The sequence below is a fragment of the Streptomyces canus genome, assembly GCF_030815415.1.
GTDB lineage: Bacteria > Actinomycetota > Actinomycetes > Streptomycetales > Streptomycetaceae > Streptomyces > Streptomyces canus_F.
The window spans coordinates 7,555,565-7,572,266 of record NZ_JAUSWW010000001.1 but is presented as its reverse complement, the minus strand read 5'-3'; the positions used below and the strand labels follow the sequence as shown (position 1 = coordinate 7,572,266).

Genomic DNA, 16,702 nt, shown 5'->3' with positions numbered 1-16,702 from the left:
GTACGGGGAGAGTGATCATGGGAATCAGGCAGCGCAAGCGGCGACGGCCCGGCGGTCCGACGCAGATCACGGCCAGGCTGGCGATCCCGTTCGTCGGCGACATCACCGGCACATGGGAACCGGCCGACGCGGAGCGCAGTGCGGCCTGGGAGTTGTACCTGGAGCTCGTCACGCGCGTGTCGGTCGAGGAGCTGGACGCCGAGGGGGGCTTCCTGCGAGAGGCACTGTCGTCCCTCTACACGTTCTTCGACACCACCCGCGAGATCCTGCGCCGCTACGGCCCCGAGGTCGCCCCTCCACTGGCTCCCGGGCACGTCAGCTTCGGCGTCCTCGCCGTCACGGTCCTCAACCGCGTGCTGCGGCCCCTGCTCTCGTCGTGGCATCCGCGCCTCACGGCGTACGAGTCCCGGCGCCCGGAAGGAGTGGATCCGGTGGCCTGGGAACAGCAGTGGGACCACGCGGACGCGCTGCGCGCACGGATCGCCGAGGTGCGCGTGACCCTCGCCTCGCTGGCGGAGAACCTGCGGGAGGTGGCGGACGTCAGCGATCTGATCAACCTTCCGGCACCGCGCTCGCCGGAAACCACGGCTCCCGCCGGCCGGGTGAGCCCGGAGGGCTCCCAGCGCTGAAGCGGGCCGCGCCCGATTGTCAGTGGCACGCGTTATCAATGAACTCGTCACTCAGTGTAACGACGGGGGATTTCACGATGACGCACGACAAGGCATGCCCACCGCGCGACACCCACCTCTCCGCGGCCGGTCTGCGCGCCCGCGGCTGGACCGCCAGGATGGTGCGACAGCTGCTCGGCGAGCCCGATCTGCTCCGCGCCAACCCGTATGTGCGAACGGCTCCGCAGACCCGCCTCTACCGCGTCGAGCGGGTCGAAGCGGTGGAGACGAGCGAGGAGTTCCGAGCGGTGGCGGCGGCATCCGTCCGTCGGTCCGTCGCGGCGAAGGCCGCCGCGCAGCGCAGGCGGCGGGAGGTGCTGGCGCGTATCGCCGCGGAGCCCGTCGACGTCCCGCGGCTGCCTCCCGACCGGCTGTCGGCGGCGGCCGTCGCGCATCGCCGTCGACGGGACGAGGAAAGAGCGCAAGGGCAACGAGCGCAAGGGCGTCGGGACCGTGCACCCGGTCCCGCCACGCCCGAGAGCGCCGCACCGGAAGCGCCGGCCCGGTGGAAGGTCGACTATCTGCGTCACCAGCTGCCACGCCACGCGGAACTGCTCGACGAGCTGCTCGCCGGGGTGCGTGGACGCACCGTCCGCGCGGCCGCGGAGGAGCTGCTGCGACGCAGGGTCTACGCCGCCATCGCCGAGGCGTACCCGGACCTTGCGCAGGAGTGCGAACGGCAGCTGCGCGAACGGGAGTTCGGTCCGCCGCGGGCGTGACGTGCGGCATTCGTCACGCCTCCCACAGATCGCGATGCCGGTGACGGGTCGGCGGGTGGTCCAGATCCTCGGCCCACAGCGGCAGCGCACCCGCGGGAGCCGCACGCAGATGCCGTCGGGCGGAGGTGCGGAAGACCTGGAGGGCGGCTCTGGAACGGCGCTCGTAGGGGCTGTACCGACGTTCGTTCACGGCGCGGGAGTACGTGTACGAGATGAAGGTCCGCCTGACGAGCCTCGGCGCGGGGCGGCGCCCCTCGCGCCCGGAGCGGGTCAACTCCGTTTCGGGGTAGCGGAGTTCGGTGAGGGCGTGGCCCGTCCAGGGGCCCGGCAGGCCGAGTGGCCAGAAGGCGGGCAGGGTGCGGTGGCGGCTGGGGACGTGGTGGACGGTGCGTGACATGGCAGACCTTCCGCGGCCCACCGGAGTGTCCGGTGGGGTGCTAGAAGTCCGCCGCCGTGAAACGTCCCAGGTGTTTGTCGCGCATAGCGGGAGGCTGGCAGTCGCGGGCCGTGCTGTCGAGTGGTTATCCACAGGCGGAGTCCGTCGCGGGCGATTGTCGATGGGCTGCGCTTCAATGGGATGTGCCGGCACGGAGAGTTACTGATGGCGCGGTCGAGGCGGCGTGCCATGGGGGAGGTAGCGATGGTGAGGGGTCGCGGGGAGTACGAGGAGGACGGGCGGCGGTATGTCTCGCTCGCCGGTCTGCGGATGCGGGGGTGGGCGGCCGGGGGCTTGGTGCACCGGCTGCTCGGGGCCGCCTCACCGACTGAGCGTCGATCCGGGTGTCCGGGCTTCGATCCCGGTACGTCTGTACCGGCTGGAGCGGGTCGAGGCGGCCGAGCAGAGCCATGAGTTCCGCTCCGGCCTGGCGAGAAGAGCGGTGCCGGACCGTTCGCAGGCACTCGCGGGCGTCTCGGAGAGGGGAGGATCCCGCGCCGGGAAAATCGGATGCGGCCCTGGAACAGGGCTTGGATGATCGCGAAGTTGACCGTCCTCCGCCCACCACGGGAGCCCTCGTGATCCGTCGCGTCACCGTCCCCGCCCTCTTCCCGCCGCCCACCTACTCCCACGCCTCCGTCGTGGAGGCCGGCACGAAGCTCGCGTTTCTCGCCGGTTCCGTGCCGCTCGACGCCGAGGGCAGGATCGTCGGCGAGGGGGACCCGGTGCGGCAGGCCGAGCAGGTGATGGCGAACCTCCAGGAGCAACTGCGCGCGGTCGGGAGCGACTTGGCGCACGTCCTGCACACCGACGTGTACGTCGTGAGCGGTGAGACGTCGGTGCTCTCCGCCGTCTGGGAGGTCGTGGAGGCGTCCGGCCTCAGCACCGGCCCGCACTCGTCGACGCTGCTCGGGGTGGCCTGCCTCGGGTACTCGGGACAGCTGGTGGAGATCACGGCGACGGCCGTCGTTCCCTAGTCGCGCGGCGCGGAAATGCGGTGCGGTGACCGTCGGTGCCCTGGCAGGATCCCGTCGGGTGACCTCATACGACTCCACGATCACCTTGCGGCGGGCGACCGCCCCCGACGCCGCGGCGGCAGCCGACGTCTGGCTCCGCTCCTTCGCCGCCGCGCTGCCGACCGTCGTCCGGCCCCGGTCCGACGACGACGTGCGGGACTACTTCCGGGAGGTCGTCGTGCCGCTGCGGGAGACCTGGGTGGCGGACGCGGACGGGATCGTGGGGGTGATGGTGCTGGACGGCGAGCTTCTGTCCCAGCTCTATATCGCCCCCGACTGGCGTGGGCGCGGCATCGGCGACCGGTTCGTCGAGCTGGCCAAGGAGCGCAGTCCGCAAGGCCTGCACCTGTGGACCTTCCAGGTCAACAAGCCCGCCCACCGCTTCTACGAGAGGCACGGCTTCGTCGCGGTCGAACACACGGACGGCAGCGGGAACGAGGAGCGGGAGCCGGACGTCCGGTACGACTGGCAGCCGTAGGGCACGGGCGGCTTCGGCCGCCGGTGGTGTGGGCCGGCGACAGCACCGGACAGGACAGGACGCTCTCAGGGCGACCCGGGCGGAGGCCGTCTCGCCGCCCGGGTCACTCCGCTCCCCGCCCCCAGACCCGCCCCTTGGGCAGCGGCCCCGCATAACCTCCCACCTTGCTGGTCCGCAGCCCCAGCCCCACCAGCGACTCCGCCAGCTTCACCGCCGCGCCCACCCCGTCGACCACCGGCAGCCCCAGCTTCTCCCCCACCACCCGCTGGAGCCCCGTCATCCCGGCGCAGCCCAGCACCAGCACCTCGGCACCGGCCCGACGGGCCCGCTTCGCGGCGGCGAGGAACGCCGCCTCCGTACGCGCGGCGTCCCCGAGGTCCAGCACGTTCAGTCCCGTGCCGACCACGGCGGCGCAGTTGCGGCCCACGCCCGCCAGTTCCAGGCTGTCCTCGATCTGGCCGCAGGAGCGTTCCAGCGTGGTGACCACCCCGTACCGGCGGCCGAGGAGGCAGGCCAGATGGGCCGCCGCCTCGGTGATGTCCACGACCGGGACGTCCACCAGCTCCCGGACGCCTTCGCGCCCGTGCTCGCCGAAGCCGGCCATGACGACGGCGTCGTACGCGGGACCCTCGTATGTCCGCAGGAGGTCGATCACCGCGGCCGCGGAAAGGTAGCTGTCGAGCCAGCCCTCGGCCGACTCGGGCCCCCACCGCGGCGTCAGCCCGGTCACGGCGGTGCCCGGGCCTGCCGCGGCCCGGGCACCTCGTACGATCTCCTCGGTCATCTCCTGCGTGGTGTTGCAGTTGGTGACGACGATCCGCACTCCGCTCAGATCCCCGCCGCCTCGGGAGCAGTCCGCTCGCTCCGGCACAGGAGCGCGTACAGTCCCGCCGCCAGCGCGGTGCCGATGAACCAGGAGTACGGCGCCACATCGCTGAACGTCTTCACCAGCGCGAGCACCGCCGCGACCCCCGCCGCAGGCAGGAACGCCCACAAGGCCTTGGGATTGACGCCCTTGCGGTAGTAGTAGCGGGAGCCGGGCGTGGCGTCGAACAGTTCGTTCACGTCCACGCGGCCCTTCTTGACCCAGTAGTAGTCGAGCATGATCACGCCGAACAGCGGGCCGAGGAAGGCGCCGAGTCCGCCGAGGAAGTAGTTGACGACGGTCGGGTTCGAGAAGAGGTTCCAGGGGGTCACGAGCAGCGCCGCCACCGTGCTGATCATGCCGCCGACCCTGAAGGTGATCTTCTGCGGCCAGACGTTGGCGAGGTCGTACGCCGGGGAGACGAAGTTGGCGACGATGTTGACGCCCATGGTGGCGATGGCGAAGGTCAGCGCGCCGAGGACCAGGACCCAGGTGTTGCCGACCTTGGCCACCAGCTCCGCCGGGTCGGTGATGGCCTCGCCCCACACCTCCAGCGAGCCCGCGGTGACGATGACGGAAACCACCACGAAGGCCGTGGAGTTGATGGGCAGGCCCCAGAAGTTGCCACGCCGCACCGTGCGATAGTCCGGCGCGAAGCGCGAGAAGTCGCAGAAGTTGAGCATCAGCGTGCCGTAGGTGGCGAGGATCAGGCCGATCGCGCCGAACCACTGCCGCCACTGCTCACCCACCGGGACGGGGTGCGGGGTCGAGGTGAGCGAGATGGTCCAGCCGGCCTTGGACAGGACCCAGATCGCCAGCGCGATCATCACCAGCCAGATCGCCGGTCCGCAGAAGTCCTGGAACTTGCGCACCGACTCCATGCCCTGGCTGATGATCAGCGCCTGGACGAGCCACAGGGAGAGGAAGGAGACCCAGCCGAGCGCGTCCAGGCCGAGGAAGGAGCTGTGCGTCCAGGACTCCAGGCCCGGCCAGGCGGCCAGCAGCATCACGTTGACCGCGACGGACGCCAGGTAGGTCTGGATGCCGTACCACATGATGGCGATGACGGCCCTGATCAGCGCCGGGATGTTCGCGCCCCACACGCCGAAGCTGATGCGGCTGACGACGGGGAAGGGCACGCCGTGGCGCTGGCCGATCTTCCCCATCCAGTTCATGCCGATGTAGATGATCACGAAGCCGACGAGCAGGGAGGTGAAGACCTGCCACACATTCATGCCGAGGACGAGCAGGCCCGCCGCGAACGTGTAGTTGCCGAGGTTGTGGACGTCGGACATCCACATGGCGAAGAGGTCGAAGACCTTCCAGTTCCGCTTGCCCGCGGGCGCGAGGTCTTCGTTGGTGAGCCGGGGGTCGGGGACGAACGCTGGCGCGCCGGTGGCTTCGGCGTGGTCGGCGAGGGACACGGGGGCCTCCAGGGACGGGGAGGAGGGAGGGCGGCGGTAGCCTGGCACCAGTTTTGGTATACCAAACTGCGGTCATAGTCCTCCCGTCAAGCGTTCCGACCGATGTCGCCTTCGTTAACGCTCCGTAAAACACCTCCGGAGTCGGCGAAGATTGCTCCATGAGCTCCACGACGAAGATCGAACCCCTGGGCGCCGTCCGTGAGCGTGTCCTGGTCACACTGCGGCAGGAGATCATCGCGGGCCAGCTGCGGCCGGGCGACAGACTGGTCGAGCGGGAGCTGGCAGAGCGCTTCGGAGTCTCCCGGGTGCCGGTCCGTGAGGCGATCCGGGCGCTGGTGACCGAGGGCTTCGTCCACTTCGAGACGCCCCGCCGCACCGTCGTGCGACGGCTGACCCCGAAGGACGTCAAGGAACTCTTCGAACTGCGCGAGGCGTTGGAGGTCTACGCAGCCGCCCTGGCCGCGGCCCGCGCGACCCCGCAGGATCTGGCCGAGGTCGAGCAGCTCCTCGACCAGGCGGCCACCGCGACCGAGGCGGGCGACGCGGAGACGATCACGGACATCAACAGCCGGCTGCACGACCGGATCGTGGCCATGGCCGGGAACAGCCTGCTGACACAGGCCCTCGAACCGGTCGCGGGCCGGCTGCGCTGGATGACCCGACGCAACGAGGAGTGGCCCCAACTCCTCGTCGAGCACCGGGAGTTGTACGAGGCCATCGCGTCCGGCGACCCGGAGCGGGCCCGCGCGCACGCGCTCGCGCACGTACGGACCAACTACGAGTCGACGGTCCGCCAGCTGTTCGGCGAGGACGCCGAACTCACCTAGCCGGACTCACCTGGCCGAGCTCTCCCCCCGACCCGCGTACTTGTCCGTCGCCGCCACCATCGCCTCGGCCACCCCCGGCGCCCCGGCGTTGTGCCCGACCTCGTCGATCACCACCAACTCACTGCCCGGCCAGGCGTGATGGAGCCGCCAGACGATCCCGGCGAGGTTCCCGAAGTCGAGGCTGCCCTGCACCAGCGTGCCCGGGATGCCCTTCAGCAAAGGCGCGTCGCGCAGTACGGCCTCGTCCGCGCCCAGGAAGTGGCCGTTGCCCCAGTAGTGGGTGACCGTGCGGGTGAAACCCATCCGGAACTCCGGGTTTTCGAAGCGCTCGACCGACCTGGGCGGCGCCGGAATGGTCGCCGTCTCCCAGTCGGTCCAGGCCCGCGCCGCCCGCGCCCGCACCTCGGGATCGGGCGACTCGACGAGCCGGTTGTAGGCGGCGGCGAGGTTTCCGGACCGTTCGAGGAGGGGCACCTCGCCGACGAACCGCTCGAAGGCCTCCGGAAAGATCTGCCCGAGTCCCCTGGTCAGCAGGGCGACTTCAGCGTCCGACCCGGTCGCGACCCCCGTCAGCACCAGCTCGCTCACGGCCGCCGGATGCGTCTGCGCGTACCGCAGCCCCAGCACCGAGCCGAACGACACGCCCCACACCAGCCACCGCTCGATCCCGAGGTGCTGCCGCAGCAGCTCCAGATCGGCGATGAGGTGCGGCATCGTATTGACGCTCATGTCGGTGTCGTACGCGCTCGCGGGCGGCGTCGAACGCCCGGCGCCCCGCTGATCGAGCAGCACGATCCGGTACGCGTCCGGGTCGAAGAGCCGCCGGAAGTACGGTCCGCTGCCGGACCCCGGCCCGCCGTGCAGCACCACCGCGGGCTTGCCCCGCGGGTTCCCGCAGGTCTCCCAGTAAACGCGGTTGCCGTCACCGACGTCGAGCATGCCGTGGTCGTACGGTTCGATGTCCGGGTAGAGAGGCATCCGGCGACCCTAACCCGCGTACGGCGGACCGGTCCCCTCAAGAGAGACCTGCCGCCGAACGCAGTACCTCCCGCAGCATCTCCGGGGTCAGCCGGCCGGTGAAGGTGTTGCGCTGGCTGACGTGGAAACACCCGAAGAGGTCGATCCCGTCGAGCGGCACCCGCACCCCGTGCCCGAACACGGGCCGCGGGCGGGGCACGTCCCACCCCGCCTCCGCCAGCGCGGGCAGCGTGGCCTGCCAACCGAAGCCGCCGAGCACGACCACGGACCGCAGGGTCGGCCGCAGCAGCCTCAGCTCCTGGACCAGCCAGGGGCGACAGGTGTCCCGCTCCCCCGGCGTAGGCTTGTTGGCGGGCGGGGCGCAGTGGACGGGCGAGGTGACGCGGACACCGTGCAGCTCCAGGCCGTCGTCCGCGCTCACCGCGGTGGGCTGGGAGGCGAGGCCGATGTCATACAGCGCCTGGTACAGAACGTCTCCGGAGCGGTCGCCGGTGAACATACGGCCGGTGCGGTTGCCACCGTGCGCGGCCGGCGCGAGGCCGACGATCAGCAGGCGGGCGTCGGGCGGTCCGAAGCCGGGCACGGCACGGCCCCAGTACGTCTGGTCGGCGAAGGCCGCCCGCTTGGTACGGGCCACCTCCTCGCGCCAGTCGACCAGCCGGGGGCAGGCACGGCAGTCCGCGATGCGCCGGTCGAGCTCAGCGAGAGGGTCCACGCCTCAACCGTACGACGGTGTCCAGGCCGCCCCCCGTGCGAGCAGCGGCCGCACGAACCGCGCGGGAGGCGGGCTCCCCGTGGAAATCCTGTCGGGTCTGGTGTGCGCGGCGACTATCGTCGGGGCATGGCTGCTGAACGTGCTGATGACGGTGTGGGTGAGGCTGCGGACACGAACCCCCGGGCTCGGACCGCCGTGCCGGGGACGGAGTCCGAGGCGCCCGCCGGCCGCGCGGCCGGCGCCGAGGGCTCCTCCGCCGACGGCAATGGCGAGGACGCGGCCGGCAAAGACGCGAAGGCAGCCGTGGCCGTCGATCCGAAGGTCGCCGCCGCGGTGGCCGCCGCCGAGGCCGCAGGGCCGCAGAACGGCGAGACCGTCCGCGTCGACAGCTGGATCTGGTCCGTACGCCTGGTCAAGACCCGCTCCGCCGGCGCCACCGCTTGCAAGGGCGGCCACGTACGAGTCAACGGCGACCGGGTCAAGCCCGCCCACTCCCTCCGCGTCGGCGACGAGGTACGCCTGGTCCACGAGGGCCGCGAGCGGATCGTGATCGTCAAGCGCCTCATCCGCAAGCGGGTCGGCGCCCCGGTCGCCGTCCAGTGCTACGTCGACAACAGCCCCCCGCCCCCGCCCCGCGAGGCCGTCGCCCCCGCCGGCATCCGCGACCGCGGCGCAGGCCGCCCCACCAAACGGGACCGACGCGAAATGGAACGCCTGCGAGGAGCCGGCGGACGCCCCGGCGGCCACTGACCACACATCCCACCGACGCACACGGCGGTGGCGTCCGGGGCAAGCCCTCAAGGCTCTCCGGACGCCACCGCCCTGTGCGCCGGTGCTGATACCCGACCTCACCGTGCGTCGTCGCACGGCGGGGGTCAGGCGCGCCGGCGTACCAGTCCCAGCAGTCGCGCGTTCTGGTCCCGCCGGGCCCAGGCGATGAGGGCGAGCGGCACGATCAGGATGAGCGGTGTCGCGGCGTTCTCCCCGTCGAAGACGGAGACCTGGACGACGAACGCACCCACCATGAGCGCGCTCAGCGCCATCGCGGACACCGACTGCAGCACCGGGATCAACAGGGCGACGGCACCGGCCAGTTCGAGCACGCCGATGGTGTACATCCCGGCGTCGCCCCAGCCCATCTCCGCGAAGCCCTCGGAGGCCGAGGGGTGGGCGATCAGCTTGGGCAGCGCGCTCGCGACGGCGTAGAACAGGGCGAGCACCACCTGGAGGGTGCGCAGGGCGATCCGGGCACGGCGTCCGCGCACGGTCGCGGACTCGGCGACGACGGTGCCGGACTGAGCGGACGCGGTGGCGGTGACGGGGAGGGTGGTCTCGGACATCGGGGTCTCCTGTGGGAAGCGGTCCGTGCTGCTGTCAGAGAGGTAGACCGGGGCCCACTCCGAAATTCATCGCCGCGCGGGGACCGAATTCCCGATCTAGTCCACTCGCACCGCCCTCACCCATGTCCCGTCCTCCGTCAGGTACTTGTCCACCGCGAGACCCGCCTCCCCCAGCGCCTCCTCGAACTGCTTCTTCGTCAGCGGACGTGCCAGGAACGTCTGGGTCCACACCGCGTCCGGGAACTCGTACTCCGCGCGCACCGAGTTCACCCCGTCCCCGACCGGTTCCGCCGACACCATCCGGACGGTGAAGCCGCTGGGATCGACCCGTTCGCGCGGCAGGTCGGTGTGGTAGTCCGCGCCCTCCCGCTGGATCAGCACGCACCCGCCCTCCCCGACATGCCGCGCACAGGCGCGCAGCAGCCCCCGCCGCACCTCGACGTCCCCGGCGTGCACCAGGAACGACGCGAGCATGACCACGTCGAACGTCTCGCCCAGGTCGAGGTCTTCGACCGGGCCGCATATCGTGCGGGCCCCGCGGACGCGCTCCAGCATCTGCGGCGACTCGTCCACCGCGGTCATCGTGAAGCCCCGCTCCAGGAGCGGATGGGTCATCCGCCCCACACCGCAGCCCAGCTCCAGGATCTGCGCCCCCGCCGGCACGGCCGCGGCGATGATGTCCGGCTCGTCCCTCACCGGCAGCCGTGCGTACAGCTCCACCGCACAGCCGTCGGGAGTGATCGCACCGGGCCCGGTCCCCTCGTACCCCTCACGCATTCTCAGCTCCATGCCCGTCCAACGGCCCACCTCCGCACGCCCGTTCCCCCCTCGCACAGATTCACCCGTCCGAGCGACAGCAGACCTCCATCGACAGCAGACCTCCATCGACAGCAGACCCATGGCTACCGGCCGCCCGGCCCTGCGTCACAACGGAAACCAGCCGTGCCCCATGTACCAGTGCCCACCCGCCCGCAGGTGGTCCCCCACGGCCCGCTCCAGCGACGTCCGCCGCGGCAGCCCCGCCACCGCCAGCTCCGGGTCCCCGAACACGAACTGGACCGGTTCCGTGTCGGCGGGCTCGCCGCCCCGGCGGGCGATCCGGAACCGTTCCTGGAACCGGACGATGTTGGAGTCGGCGCTCAGATAGCGCTTCAACTGCGGGTCGAGCAGCCAGGAATGGCACATCGCCGCCCGATACGGCTCCTCGGGATGGTGCAGGGCGAAGAACTCCCGGGCCAGCGCCACGGACCGGTCGCAGGCCGCCGGGGTCAGCCCACCGAGGAACTCGGGGATGTGGATGTCCAGACAGGGCGTGCCCGGAGCCCCGTCGAACCCGGCCCGCGCGAGCACCGACTGCGCGCCCGTCCAGAGGTTCGCCCGCTGGAACTGCAACCGCCCCAACTGGTACAGCTCGCCGCGGAAATGGAGCGTGAGCCACTGCGGGGACTGCACGCCTGCCCTGCCGTGCCGTCGGCGGTGGACGACCATGTTCCGCCCGAGGTCGGCGAGGGTGCGCCGGGAGACGTCCGCGGGGATGCCGAGTGCGCGGTGGTACGCGCGCGTGTGCGGAAGCGCCGCGACGCACACGTACGCGGCGAAGAAGCGGCGCAGCGCCGCCGGCGCCTCGGCGACCCTTTCGCCCAGCTGGAGTCCGTCGCCGTAGTCGACGATCTTCCCGATGTCGCGGACCAGTTCCTCGGTGCACTCCGCCAGGAGCCGCATCGCCCCGGAGTCCGCCGTCAGCGTCCGGCGCGACGCGATCAGTTCATTGATGTCCTGGTGGGGTACAGCGAGGTCCAGAAGCACCTCGGCCAGCTCGTCGGTATCCGGAAGCACGTGGTCCTCCCCCTGCTCGGAGCCTTTGGTGAACGTCGCACCGAAGAGTACGTTTCAAGAAGGAGTGGTGATCCCGATGCGTACGGGCAGTGAGCCGACGACCGCGCGCAGTGCGCTGCGCACGCGCTTCTGGCTGAGCGTGTGGGGGCTGGTCTGGGCGGTCTTCGGCACAGCGGCGTTCGCCCTCGCGGGACGTCCCGGCTGGGCCATCGCCTGTGGAGTGCTGTGGCTGGTGATCACCGTGGATCTGACGCTGATCGTCCGGCACATCCGCCAGGGCCCGCACTACCAGCCGGGCCCGGACATCCCGCCGTACCGGCCGCCGGAGAACCGGCGCCGGCGCCCCTAGTGCCGGCTCACGACTCGAACCGCGCCGCCTTCAGGTACTGCGGATTCGGGTCGAGTGCGGCGGCCAGCCGGAAGTGGCGCTTGGCCTGGTCGGGGCGCGCCTGTCGCTCGTAGGTGCGGGCGAGCGCGAAGTGCGCGAACGCGTTGTCCGGCTCGCGCTCCAGCACGATCGTGAACTCCAGCTCCGCGGGACGCAGCTGCGCGGCCGCGAAGAAGGCACGCGCGCGCAGCAGGCGGGCGGCGGTGTTCTCGGGGTGCGCGGCGATGACCTGGTCGAGCAGCTTCACCGCGCCCTGCGGGTCCCGTGCGGCGAGCAGTTGCTCGGCGGCACGGAAGTCGATGACATGCGTCTCCGGGGTACGTCCGGTCGAACCGCTGGTCTGGGGCACGGCAGAGTCCTTCCCTCACTGGAAGGGTTCAACGCCCGGACCGGGGCCTGCTATTCCTGCGGCGGCCGGGACGAGCCGTGCGGGGCGCGGGCTCTTCGTGCGAGATCGGCCCATACGTCCGTCACGCGTCGCCGCAGGTCGTCGAGGGGTACGTCGTTGTCGATGACGATGTCCGCGATCTCCAGGCGCTTCTCGCGCGTGGCCTGGGCGGCCATACGCGCGCGTGCGTCCTCCTCGGTCATGCCGCGCAGCCGCACCAGCCGGTCGAGCTGGGTCTCGGGGCTCGCGTCGACGACGATCACGAGGTCGTACAGCGGGGCGAGGGCGTTCTCGGCGAGGAGCGGGACGTCGTGGATCACGACCGCGTCCGCGGCGGCTGCCGCCTCCAGCTCGCGGGAGCGGGCGCCGACCAGCGGGTGCACGATCGCGTTCAGTACGGCGAGCTTGTCGGGGTCGGCGAACACGATCGAGCCCAGCTTCGGCCGGTCCAGACCGCCGTCCTCGGCGAGCACGTCCCGGCCGAAGGCTTCGACGACGGCCGCCAGCCCCGGCGTGCCCGGCGCGACGACCTCGCGTGCGATACGGTCCGCGTCGATCAGCACGCCCCCGTGCTCGACGAGCAGCCGCGACACCTCGCTCTTGCCGACGCCGATCCCGCCGGTCAGGCCAACCTTCAGCATGACCGGAAGCTTAGGGCCTGCCACGGACAGCGCACCCGGCGGAGGTCAGTTGTCGCCTTCCCGCTCCGCCAGGAACTTCTCGAACTCCAGCCCGATCTCGTCCGCCGAGGGAATGTCGACCGGCTCGGCGAGCATGTTGCCCCGTGTCTCGGAGCCCGCCGCCGCGTCGTACTGGTGCTCGAGGCCCTGGACGAGCGCGACCAGGTCCTCGTCGCCCTCCTGGATCTGGCGGTCGATCTCGGTCTGGGTGCGGTGGGCGTCGGTGCGCAGGGCGTGTGCGATGCCCGGCAGGACGAGGCCGGTCCCCGCCGTGATGGCTTCCAGGACGGTCAGCGCCGCATCCGGGTAGGGGGAGCGGGCGATGTAGTGCGGCACGTGCGCGGCGACGCCCAGGACGTCGTGGCCCGCCTCCATGAGGCGGTATTCGACGAGCGCCTCGGCACTGCCGGGGACCTGCGCCTCGTCGAAGGGGCTGCGGTGGCCCGGCACGAGGTCGTTGCGGTTGCCGTGCGGGGTGAGGCCGACGGGACGGGTGTGCGGGACGCCCATCGGGATGCCGTGGAAGTTCACGGACAGGCGTACGCCGAGCCGCTCCACGATCTGCTGGACGGCCGCGGCGAAGCGTTCCCACTCCACGTCCGGCTCGGGTCCGGACAGCAGCAGGAAGGGCGCCCCGGTGGCGTCCTGGACGAGCCGCACGTCGATGGTGGGCTCCTCGTACTCCGTCCACCGGTCGCGCTTGAACGTCAGCAGCGGACGGCGGGCGCGGTAGTCCACGAGCCGGTCGTGGTCGAACCGGGCGACGACCTGGTGGGGCAGCGTGTCCAGCAGCCGGTCGACGATCTGGTCGCCGGTCTCGCCCGCGTCGATGTATCCGTCGAAGTGGTAGAGCATGACCAGGCCGGCCGACTCCTGGGCGAGCGCCATGTCGACGACAGCCAGGCCCTTCGGCTCCCATGCGTACAAACCTTGCGGATCAAGCACAGTGACCGCTCCTCCTCGTGTTCGTACTGCACAACGCCCTTTGCCACGTGGGCATTCCCGCCCACGCCTCTGATCAGGCACCTCTTACACGACGATGGAGTGGTGGAGTGGTCGACGTCCCCCTGTGCATACCCGGCGGGCACCCGGCGCAAAAGGCTGAGGGGCCGTACCTCGAAAGGTACGGCCCCTCAGTCAGTCGCTAAGCCTCAGCGGCAGCCGTTCAGCTCTGGCCGCCGGCCAGCTTCTCGCGCAGCGCGGCAAGCGCCTCGTCCGAAGCGAGGGCACCGGAGGTGTCCGCACCCTCGGAGGAGTACGAACCGCCACCGCCGCCGCCACCCGCGGCCGGAGCCGCGCCCGCGGCGTCGCCGCCCTCGGCCGCAGCAGCGGCGTCGGCCTCGCGGGACTTGATGACCTGCTGCTGGTGCTGCTCGAAGCGGGTCTGCGCCTCGGCGTACTGGGTCTCCCACACCTCACGCTGGGATTCGAAGCCCTCGAGCCAGTCGTTGGTCTCGGGGTCGAAGCCCTCGGGGTAGATGTAGTTGCCCTGGTCGTCGTACGACGCGCGGCCATGCCGTACAGCGTCGGGTCGAACTCGACCGAGGCCGGGTCACCACCGAAGGCCTCGTTGGCCTGCTTCAGCGAGAGGCTGATGCGACGGCGCTCGAGGTCGATGTCGATGACCTTGACGAAGATCTCGTCGTTGACCTGGACGACCTGCTCCGGGATCTCCACGTGGCGCTCGGCCAGCTCGGAGATGTGGACCAGACCCTCGATGCCCTCGTCCACGCGGACGAACGCACCGAACGGAACCAGCTTCGTGACCTTGCCGGGCACGACCTGGCCGATCTGGTGGGTCCGGGCGAACTGCTGCCACGGGTCTTCCTGGGTCGCCTTCAGCGACAGGGAGACACGCTCGCGGTCCATGTCGACATCGAGGACCTCGACGGTGACTTCCTGGCCGACCTCGACAACCTCGGAGGGGTGGTCGATGTGCTTCCAGGACAGCTCGGAGACGTGGACCAGACCGTCGACGCCACCCAGGTCCACGAAGGCACCGAAGTTGACGATCGAGGAGACCACGCCGGAGCGGACCTGACCCTTCTGGAGGGTCGTGAGGAACGTCTGACGCACCTCGGACTGGGTCTGCTCCAGCCAGGCACGGCGGGACAGGACCACGTTGTTGCGGTTCTTGTCCAGCTCGATGATCTTCGCCTCGAGCTCCTTGCCCACGTAGGGCTGAAGGTCGCGGACGCGGCGCATCTCGACAAGGGAAGCCGGCAGGAAGCCACGGAGGCCGATGTCGAGGATGAGACCACCCTTGACGACCTCGATGACGGTACCGGTGACGATGCCGTCCTCTTCCTTGATCTTCTCGATGGTGCCCCAGGCGCGCTCGTACTGGGCGCGCTTCTTCGAGAGGATCAGGCGGCCTTCCTTGTCCTCCTTCTGGAGAACAAGGGCTTCGATCTCGTCACCGACGGCGACGACCTCATTGGGGTCGACGTCGTGCTTGATCGAGAGCTCGCGGCTCGGGATGACACCTTCGGTCTTGTAACCGATGTCGAGGAGAACCTCGTCCCGGTCAACCTTGACGATGACGCCGTCGACGATGTCACCATCGTTGAAGTACTTGATCGTCTCGTCGATAGCGGCGAGGAATGCTTCCTCGTCACCGATGTCGTTGACCGCAACCTGCGGGGTGGTGGCGGTGGTCTCGGTGCTGCTCGTCATGTGGGAAAGGGCTCCGGTTACGGACAGAAAGTCGTAGGTACTGCTACGCCGGGAGCCCGTATCGCTCTGAAGAAGCCGGACAGCCAAGGAAGCACCACACCAGGCAAAATGCCGGTGGCGCCTCGGAAACCGAGGGGACATACAACAGATGCGAGCGCAGCCTGCTACGTCTGAGGTGCGCAGGCCCACAGCGCAACTTGTAGCATACGGGGGCAGCCGGACAGGGTCAATGCGCGAAGGCGCACACCCGGGGCGGATCGCCGCATACCCGGCACAAGAACTGTCTCTGGAGGCCATCCGGGCCCCGAGACACCTCCTCCGTGACACCCCCGAGGGGACGGATTGGAGGGAAGAGTACGACGAGGGAGCCGATCATCCAAGAGCCCGTAGCGTCCGAGCCCAACGTCACATCGGACTCCGAGTCCGAGGCCACCCGGCGTGACGCCGATGTCGCGGAGAGCTCCCGGGCCAACCGGGGCTGGTGGGACCGCAACGCGGACGAGTACCAGGTCGAGCACGGCACGTTCCTCGGCGACGACCGCTTCGTATGGGGCCCCGAAGGCCTGGACGAGGTGGAGGCCGAGCTGCTCGGCCCGCCGGAGGAGCTGAAGGGCAAGGACGTCCTGGAGATCGGCGCCGGCGCGGCCCAGTGCTCGCGCTGGCTGGCCGAGCAGGGGGCCCGCCCGGTCGCCCTGGACCTCTCCCACCGCCAGCTCCAGCACGCGCTGCGCATCGGCGGATCGTTTCCCCTCATCTGCGCGGACGCCGGTGCGCTGCCCTTCGCGGACGCCTCCTTCGACCTGGCGTGCTCGGCCTACGGGGCGATGCCGTTCGTGGCGGACCCGGTGCTGGTCCTTTCGGAGGTGCGCCGGGTGCTGCGGCCGGGCGGACGTTTCGTCTTCTCGGTCACCCACCCGATCCGCTGGGCGTTCCCGGACGAGCCCGGCCCGGAGGGGCTGACCGTCTCCGCCTCGTACTTCGACCGCACGCCGTACGTCGAGCAGGCCGAGGACGGCAGCGCGGTGTACGTCGAGCACCACAGGACCATCGGGGACCGCGTCCGGGACATCGTCGCCGCGGGTTTCCGCCTGGTGGACCTCGTCGAGCCGGAGTGGCCGTCCTGGAACACCTCGGAGTGGGGCGGCTGGTCGCCGCTGCGCGGGAATCTGATCCCGGGGTCGGCGATCTTCGTGTGCGAGCGGGACTGACAGCCACGCACACGCGCGTGCGTGGCTGAAAAGAAGAGCACGCGCGCGTGGCGGGGCGTG

Annotated in this window: 19 protein-coding genes and 1 pseudogene; 8 read left to right on the top strand and 12 right to left on the bottom strand. The window is 70.5% G+C overall.

Annotation, left to right across the window (positions count from 1 at the left end; translation table 11 throughout):
• Nucleotides 1-17: 17 nt before the first annotated feature.
• Nucleotides 18-629, top strand: coding sequence for a hypothetical protein (locus QF037_RS34990; RefSeq protein WP_307032142.1), 612 nt, complete (start codon nt 18-20; stop codon nt 627-629).
• A gap of 77 nt (nt 630-706) precedes the next feature.
• Entirely contained in the window at nt 707-1,387 is a 681-nt protein-coding gene (locus QF037_RS34985) for a hypothetical protein (protein WP_307032141.1), read from the top strand.
• A 13-nt stretch (nt 1,388-1,400) separates the two neighbouring features.
• Here QF037_RS34985 and QF037_RS34980 read toward each other — a convergent pair whose 3' ends face one another.
• On the bottom strand, nt 1,401-1,784 hold the full coding sequence (locus QF037_RS34980; protein WP_307032140.1) for a hypothetical protein: 384 nt from the start codon (nt 1,782-1,784) through the stop codon (nt 1,401-1,403).
• Between the two features lie 617 nt (nt 1,785-2,401).
• Here QF037_RS34980 and QF037_RS34975 point away from each other — a divergent pair.
• Nucleotides 2,402-2,800, top strand: coding sequence for a RidA family protein (locus QF037_RS34975; RefSeq protein WP_307032139.1), 399 nt, complete (start codon nt 2,402-2,404; stop codon nt 2,798-2,800).
• Between the two features lie 58 nt (nt 2,801-2,858).
• Entirely contained in the window at nt 2,859-3,317 is a 459-nt protein-coding gene (locus tag QF037_RS34970; RefSeq protein ID WP_307032138.1) for a GNAT family N-acetyltransferase, read from the top strand.
• Between the two features lie 103 nt (nt 3,318-3,420).
• On the opposite strand, the gene QF037_RS34965 is transcribed toward QF037_RS34970, so the two are convergent.
• Entirely contained in the window at nt 3,421-4,140 is a 720-nt protein-coding gene (locus tag QF037_RS34965) for an aspartate/glutamate racemase family protein (RefSeq protein ID WP_307032137.1), read from the bottom strand.
• 5 nt (nt 4,141-4,145) lie between these two features.
• Nucleotides 4,146-5,606: an NCS1 family nucleobase:cation symporter-1 gene (locus QF037_RS34960; protein ID WP_307037521.1), complete on the bottom strand. Its 1,461-nt coding sequence runs from the start codon at nt 5,604-5,606 to the stop codon at nt 4,146-4,148.
• Nucleotides 5,607-5,764: 158 nt separating this feature from the next.
• Here QF037_RS34960 and QF037_RS34955 point away from each other — a divergent pair, with 158 nt between their 5' ends.
• Nucleotides 5,765-6,433, top strand: coding sequence for a GntR family transcriptional regulator (locus QF037_RS34955; protein ID WP_307032136.1), 669 nt, complete (start codon nt 5,765-5,767; stop codon nt 6,431-6,433).
• A 6-nt stretch (nt 6,434-6,439) separates the two neighbouring features.
• On the opposite strand, the gene pip is transcribed toward QF037_RS34955, so the two are convergent.
• Both pip and QF037_RS34945 read right to left on the bottom strand, forming a co-directional pair.
• The gene (gene pip / locus QF037_RS34950; protein ID WP_307032135.1) at nt 6,440-7,411 is read right to left on the bottom strand and encodes a prolyl aminopeptidase; all 972 of its coding nucleotides are present in this window, start codon (nt 7,409-7,411) and stop codon (nt 6,440-6,442) included.
• Between the two features lie 37 nt (nt 7,412-7,448).
• Nucleotides 7,449-8,126, bottom strand: coding sequence for a uracil-DNA glycosylase (locus QF037_RS34945; protein ID WP_307032134.1), 678 nt, complete (start codon nt 8,124-8,126; stop codon nt 7,449-7,451).
• 126 nt (nt 8,127-8,252) lie between these two features.
• On the opposite strand from QF037_RS34945, the gene QF037_RS34940 reads away from it, so the two are divergent.
• Complete coding sequence (locus tag QF037_RS34940) at nt 8,253-8,876, top strand: RNA-binding S4 domain-containing protein (RefSeq protein ID WP_307032133.1); 624 nt, start codon at nt 8,253-8,255, stop codon at nt 8,874-8,876.
• A 125-nt stretch (nt 8,877-9,001) separates the two neighbouring features.
• On the opposite strand, the gene QF037_RS34935 is transcribed toward QF037_RS34940, so the two are convergent.
• From QF037_RS34935 to QF037_RS34925, 3 genes are all read right to left on the bottom strand, one after another.
• Nucleotides 9,002-9,466: a DoxX family protein gene (locus QF037_RS34935; protein WP_307032132.1), complete on the bottom strand. Its 465-nt coding sequence runs from the start codon at nt 9,464-9,466 to the stop codon at nt 9,002-9,004.
• Nucleotides 9,467-9,562: 96 nt separating this feature from the next.
• Nucleotides 9,563-10,243 carry a class I SAM-dependent methyltransferase gene (locus tag QF037_RS34930; RefSeq protein ID WP_307032131.1) on the bottom strand — a complete coding sequence of 227 codons (681 nt, stop codon included), beginning with the start codon at nt 10,241-10,243 and terminating at the stop codon, nt 9,563-9,565.
• Nucleotides 10,244-10,390: 147 nt separating this feature from the next.
• A complete protein-coding gene (locus QF037_RS34925) occupies nt 10,391-11,302 on the bottom strand; it encodes an acyltransferase domain-containing protein (protein WP_307032130.1) in 912 nt (303 codons plus the stop codon).
• Between the two features lie 76 nt (nt 11,303-11,378).
• Here QF037_RS34925 and QF037_RS34920 point away from each other — a divergent pair, with 76 nt between their 5' ends.
• Complete coding sequence (locus QF037_RS34920) at nt 11,379-11,651, top strand: DUF6343 family protein (protein WP_307032129.1); 273 nt, start codon at nt 11,379-11,381, stop codon at nt 11,649-11,651.
• Nucleotides 11,652-11,658: 7 nt separating this feature from the next.
• Here the strand turns inward: QF037_RS34920 and QF037_RS34915 are convergent, their stop codons facing one another.
• From QF037_RS34915 to rpsA, 4 genes and pseudogenes are all read right to left on the bottom strand, one after another.
• Nucleotides 11,659-12,039: a tetratricopeptide repeat protein gene (locus QF037_RS34915; RefSeq protein ID WP_046263552.1), complete on the bottom strand. Its 381-nt coding sequence runs from the start codon at nt 12,037-12,039 to the stop codon at nt 11,659-11,661.
• A 50-nt stretch (nt 12,040-12,089) separates the two neighbouring features.
• Nucleotides 12,090-12,719, bottom strand: coding sequence for a dephospho-CoA kinase (coaE, locus tag QF037_RS34910; protein WP_307032128.1), 630 nt, complete (start codon nt 12,717-12,719; stop codon nt 12,090-12,092).
• Between the two features lie 45 nt (nt 12,720-12,764).
• The gene (locus QF037_RS34905; protein ID WP_307032127.1) at nt 12,765-13,703 is read right to left on the bottom strand and encodes a PAC2 family protein; all 939 of its coding nucleotides are present in this window, start codon (nt 13,701-13,703) and stop codon (nt 12,765-12,767) included.
• 220 nt (nt 13,704-13,923) lie between these two features.
• Nucleotides 13,924-15,434: pseudogene (gene rpsA / locus QF037_RS34900) on the bottom strand (30S ribosomal protein S1).
• Between the two features lie 371 nt (nt 15,435-15,805).
• On the opposite strand from rpsA, the gene QF037_RS34895 reads away from it, so the two are divergent.
• Nucleotides 15,806-16,642: a class I SAM-dependent methyltransferase gene (locus QF037_RS34895; protein ID WP_373463981.1), complete on the top strand. Its 837-nt coding sequence runs from the start codon at nt 15,806-15,808 to the stop codon at nt 16,640-16,642.
• The last annotated feature ends 60 nt before the right edge of the window (nt 16,643-16,702 follow it).

Excerpts from the sequence above, each read along its gene's own strand:
- QF037_RS34990 (WP_307032142.1), top strand. The coding sequence starts at position 18 with ATGGGAATCAGGCAGCGCAAGCGGCGACGGCCCGGCGGTCCGACGCAG.
- QF037_RS34985 (WP_307032141.1), top strand. The coding sequence starts at position 707 with ATGACGCACGACAAGGCATGCCCACCGCGCGACACCCACCTCTCCGCG.
- QF037_RS34980 (WP_307032140.1), bottom strand. The coding sequence starts at position 1,784 with ATGTCACGCACCGTCCACCACGTCCCCAGCCGCCACCGCACCCTGCCC.
- QF037_RS34955 (WP_307032136.1), top strand. The coding sequence starts at position 5,765 with ATGAGCTCCACGACGAAGATCGAACCCCTGGGCGCCGTCCGTGAGCGT.
- pip (WP_307032135.1), bottom strand. The coding sequence starts at position 7,411 with ATGCCTCTCTACCCGGACATCGAACCGTACGACCACGGCATGCTCGAC.
- QF037_RS34940 (WP_307032133.1), top strand. The coding sequence starts at position 8,253 with ATGGCTGCTGAACGTGCTGATGACGGTGTGGGTGAGGCTGCGGACACG.
- QF037_RS34935 (WP_307032132.1), bottom strand. The coding sequence starts at position 9,466 with ATGTCCGAGACCACCCTCCCCGTCACCGCCACCGCGTCCGCTCAGTCC.
- QF037_RS34930 (WP_307032131.1), bottom strand. The coding sequence starts at position 10,243 with ATGCGTGAGGGGTACGAGGGGACCGGGCCCGGTGCGATCACTCCCGAC.
- QF037_RS34920 (WP_307032129.1), top strand. The coding sequence starts at position 11,379 with ATGCGTACGGGCAGTGAGCCGACGACCGCGCGCAGTGCGCTGCGCACG.
- coaE (WP_307032128.1), bottom strand. The coding sequence starts at position 12,719 with ATGCTGAAGGTTGGCCTGACCGGCGGGATCGGCGTCGGCAAGAGCGAG.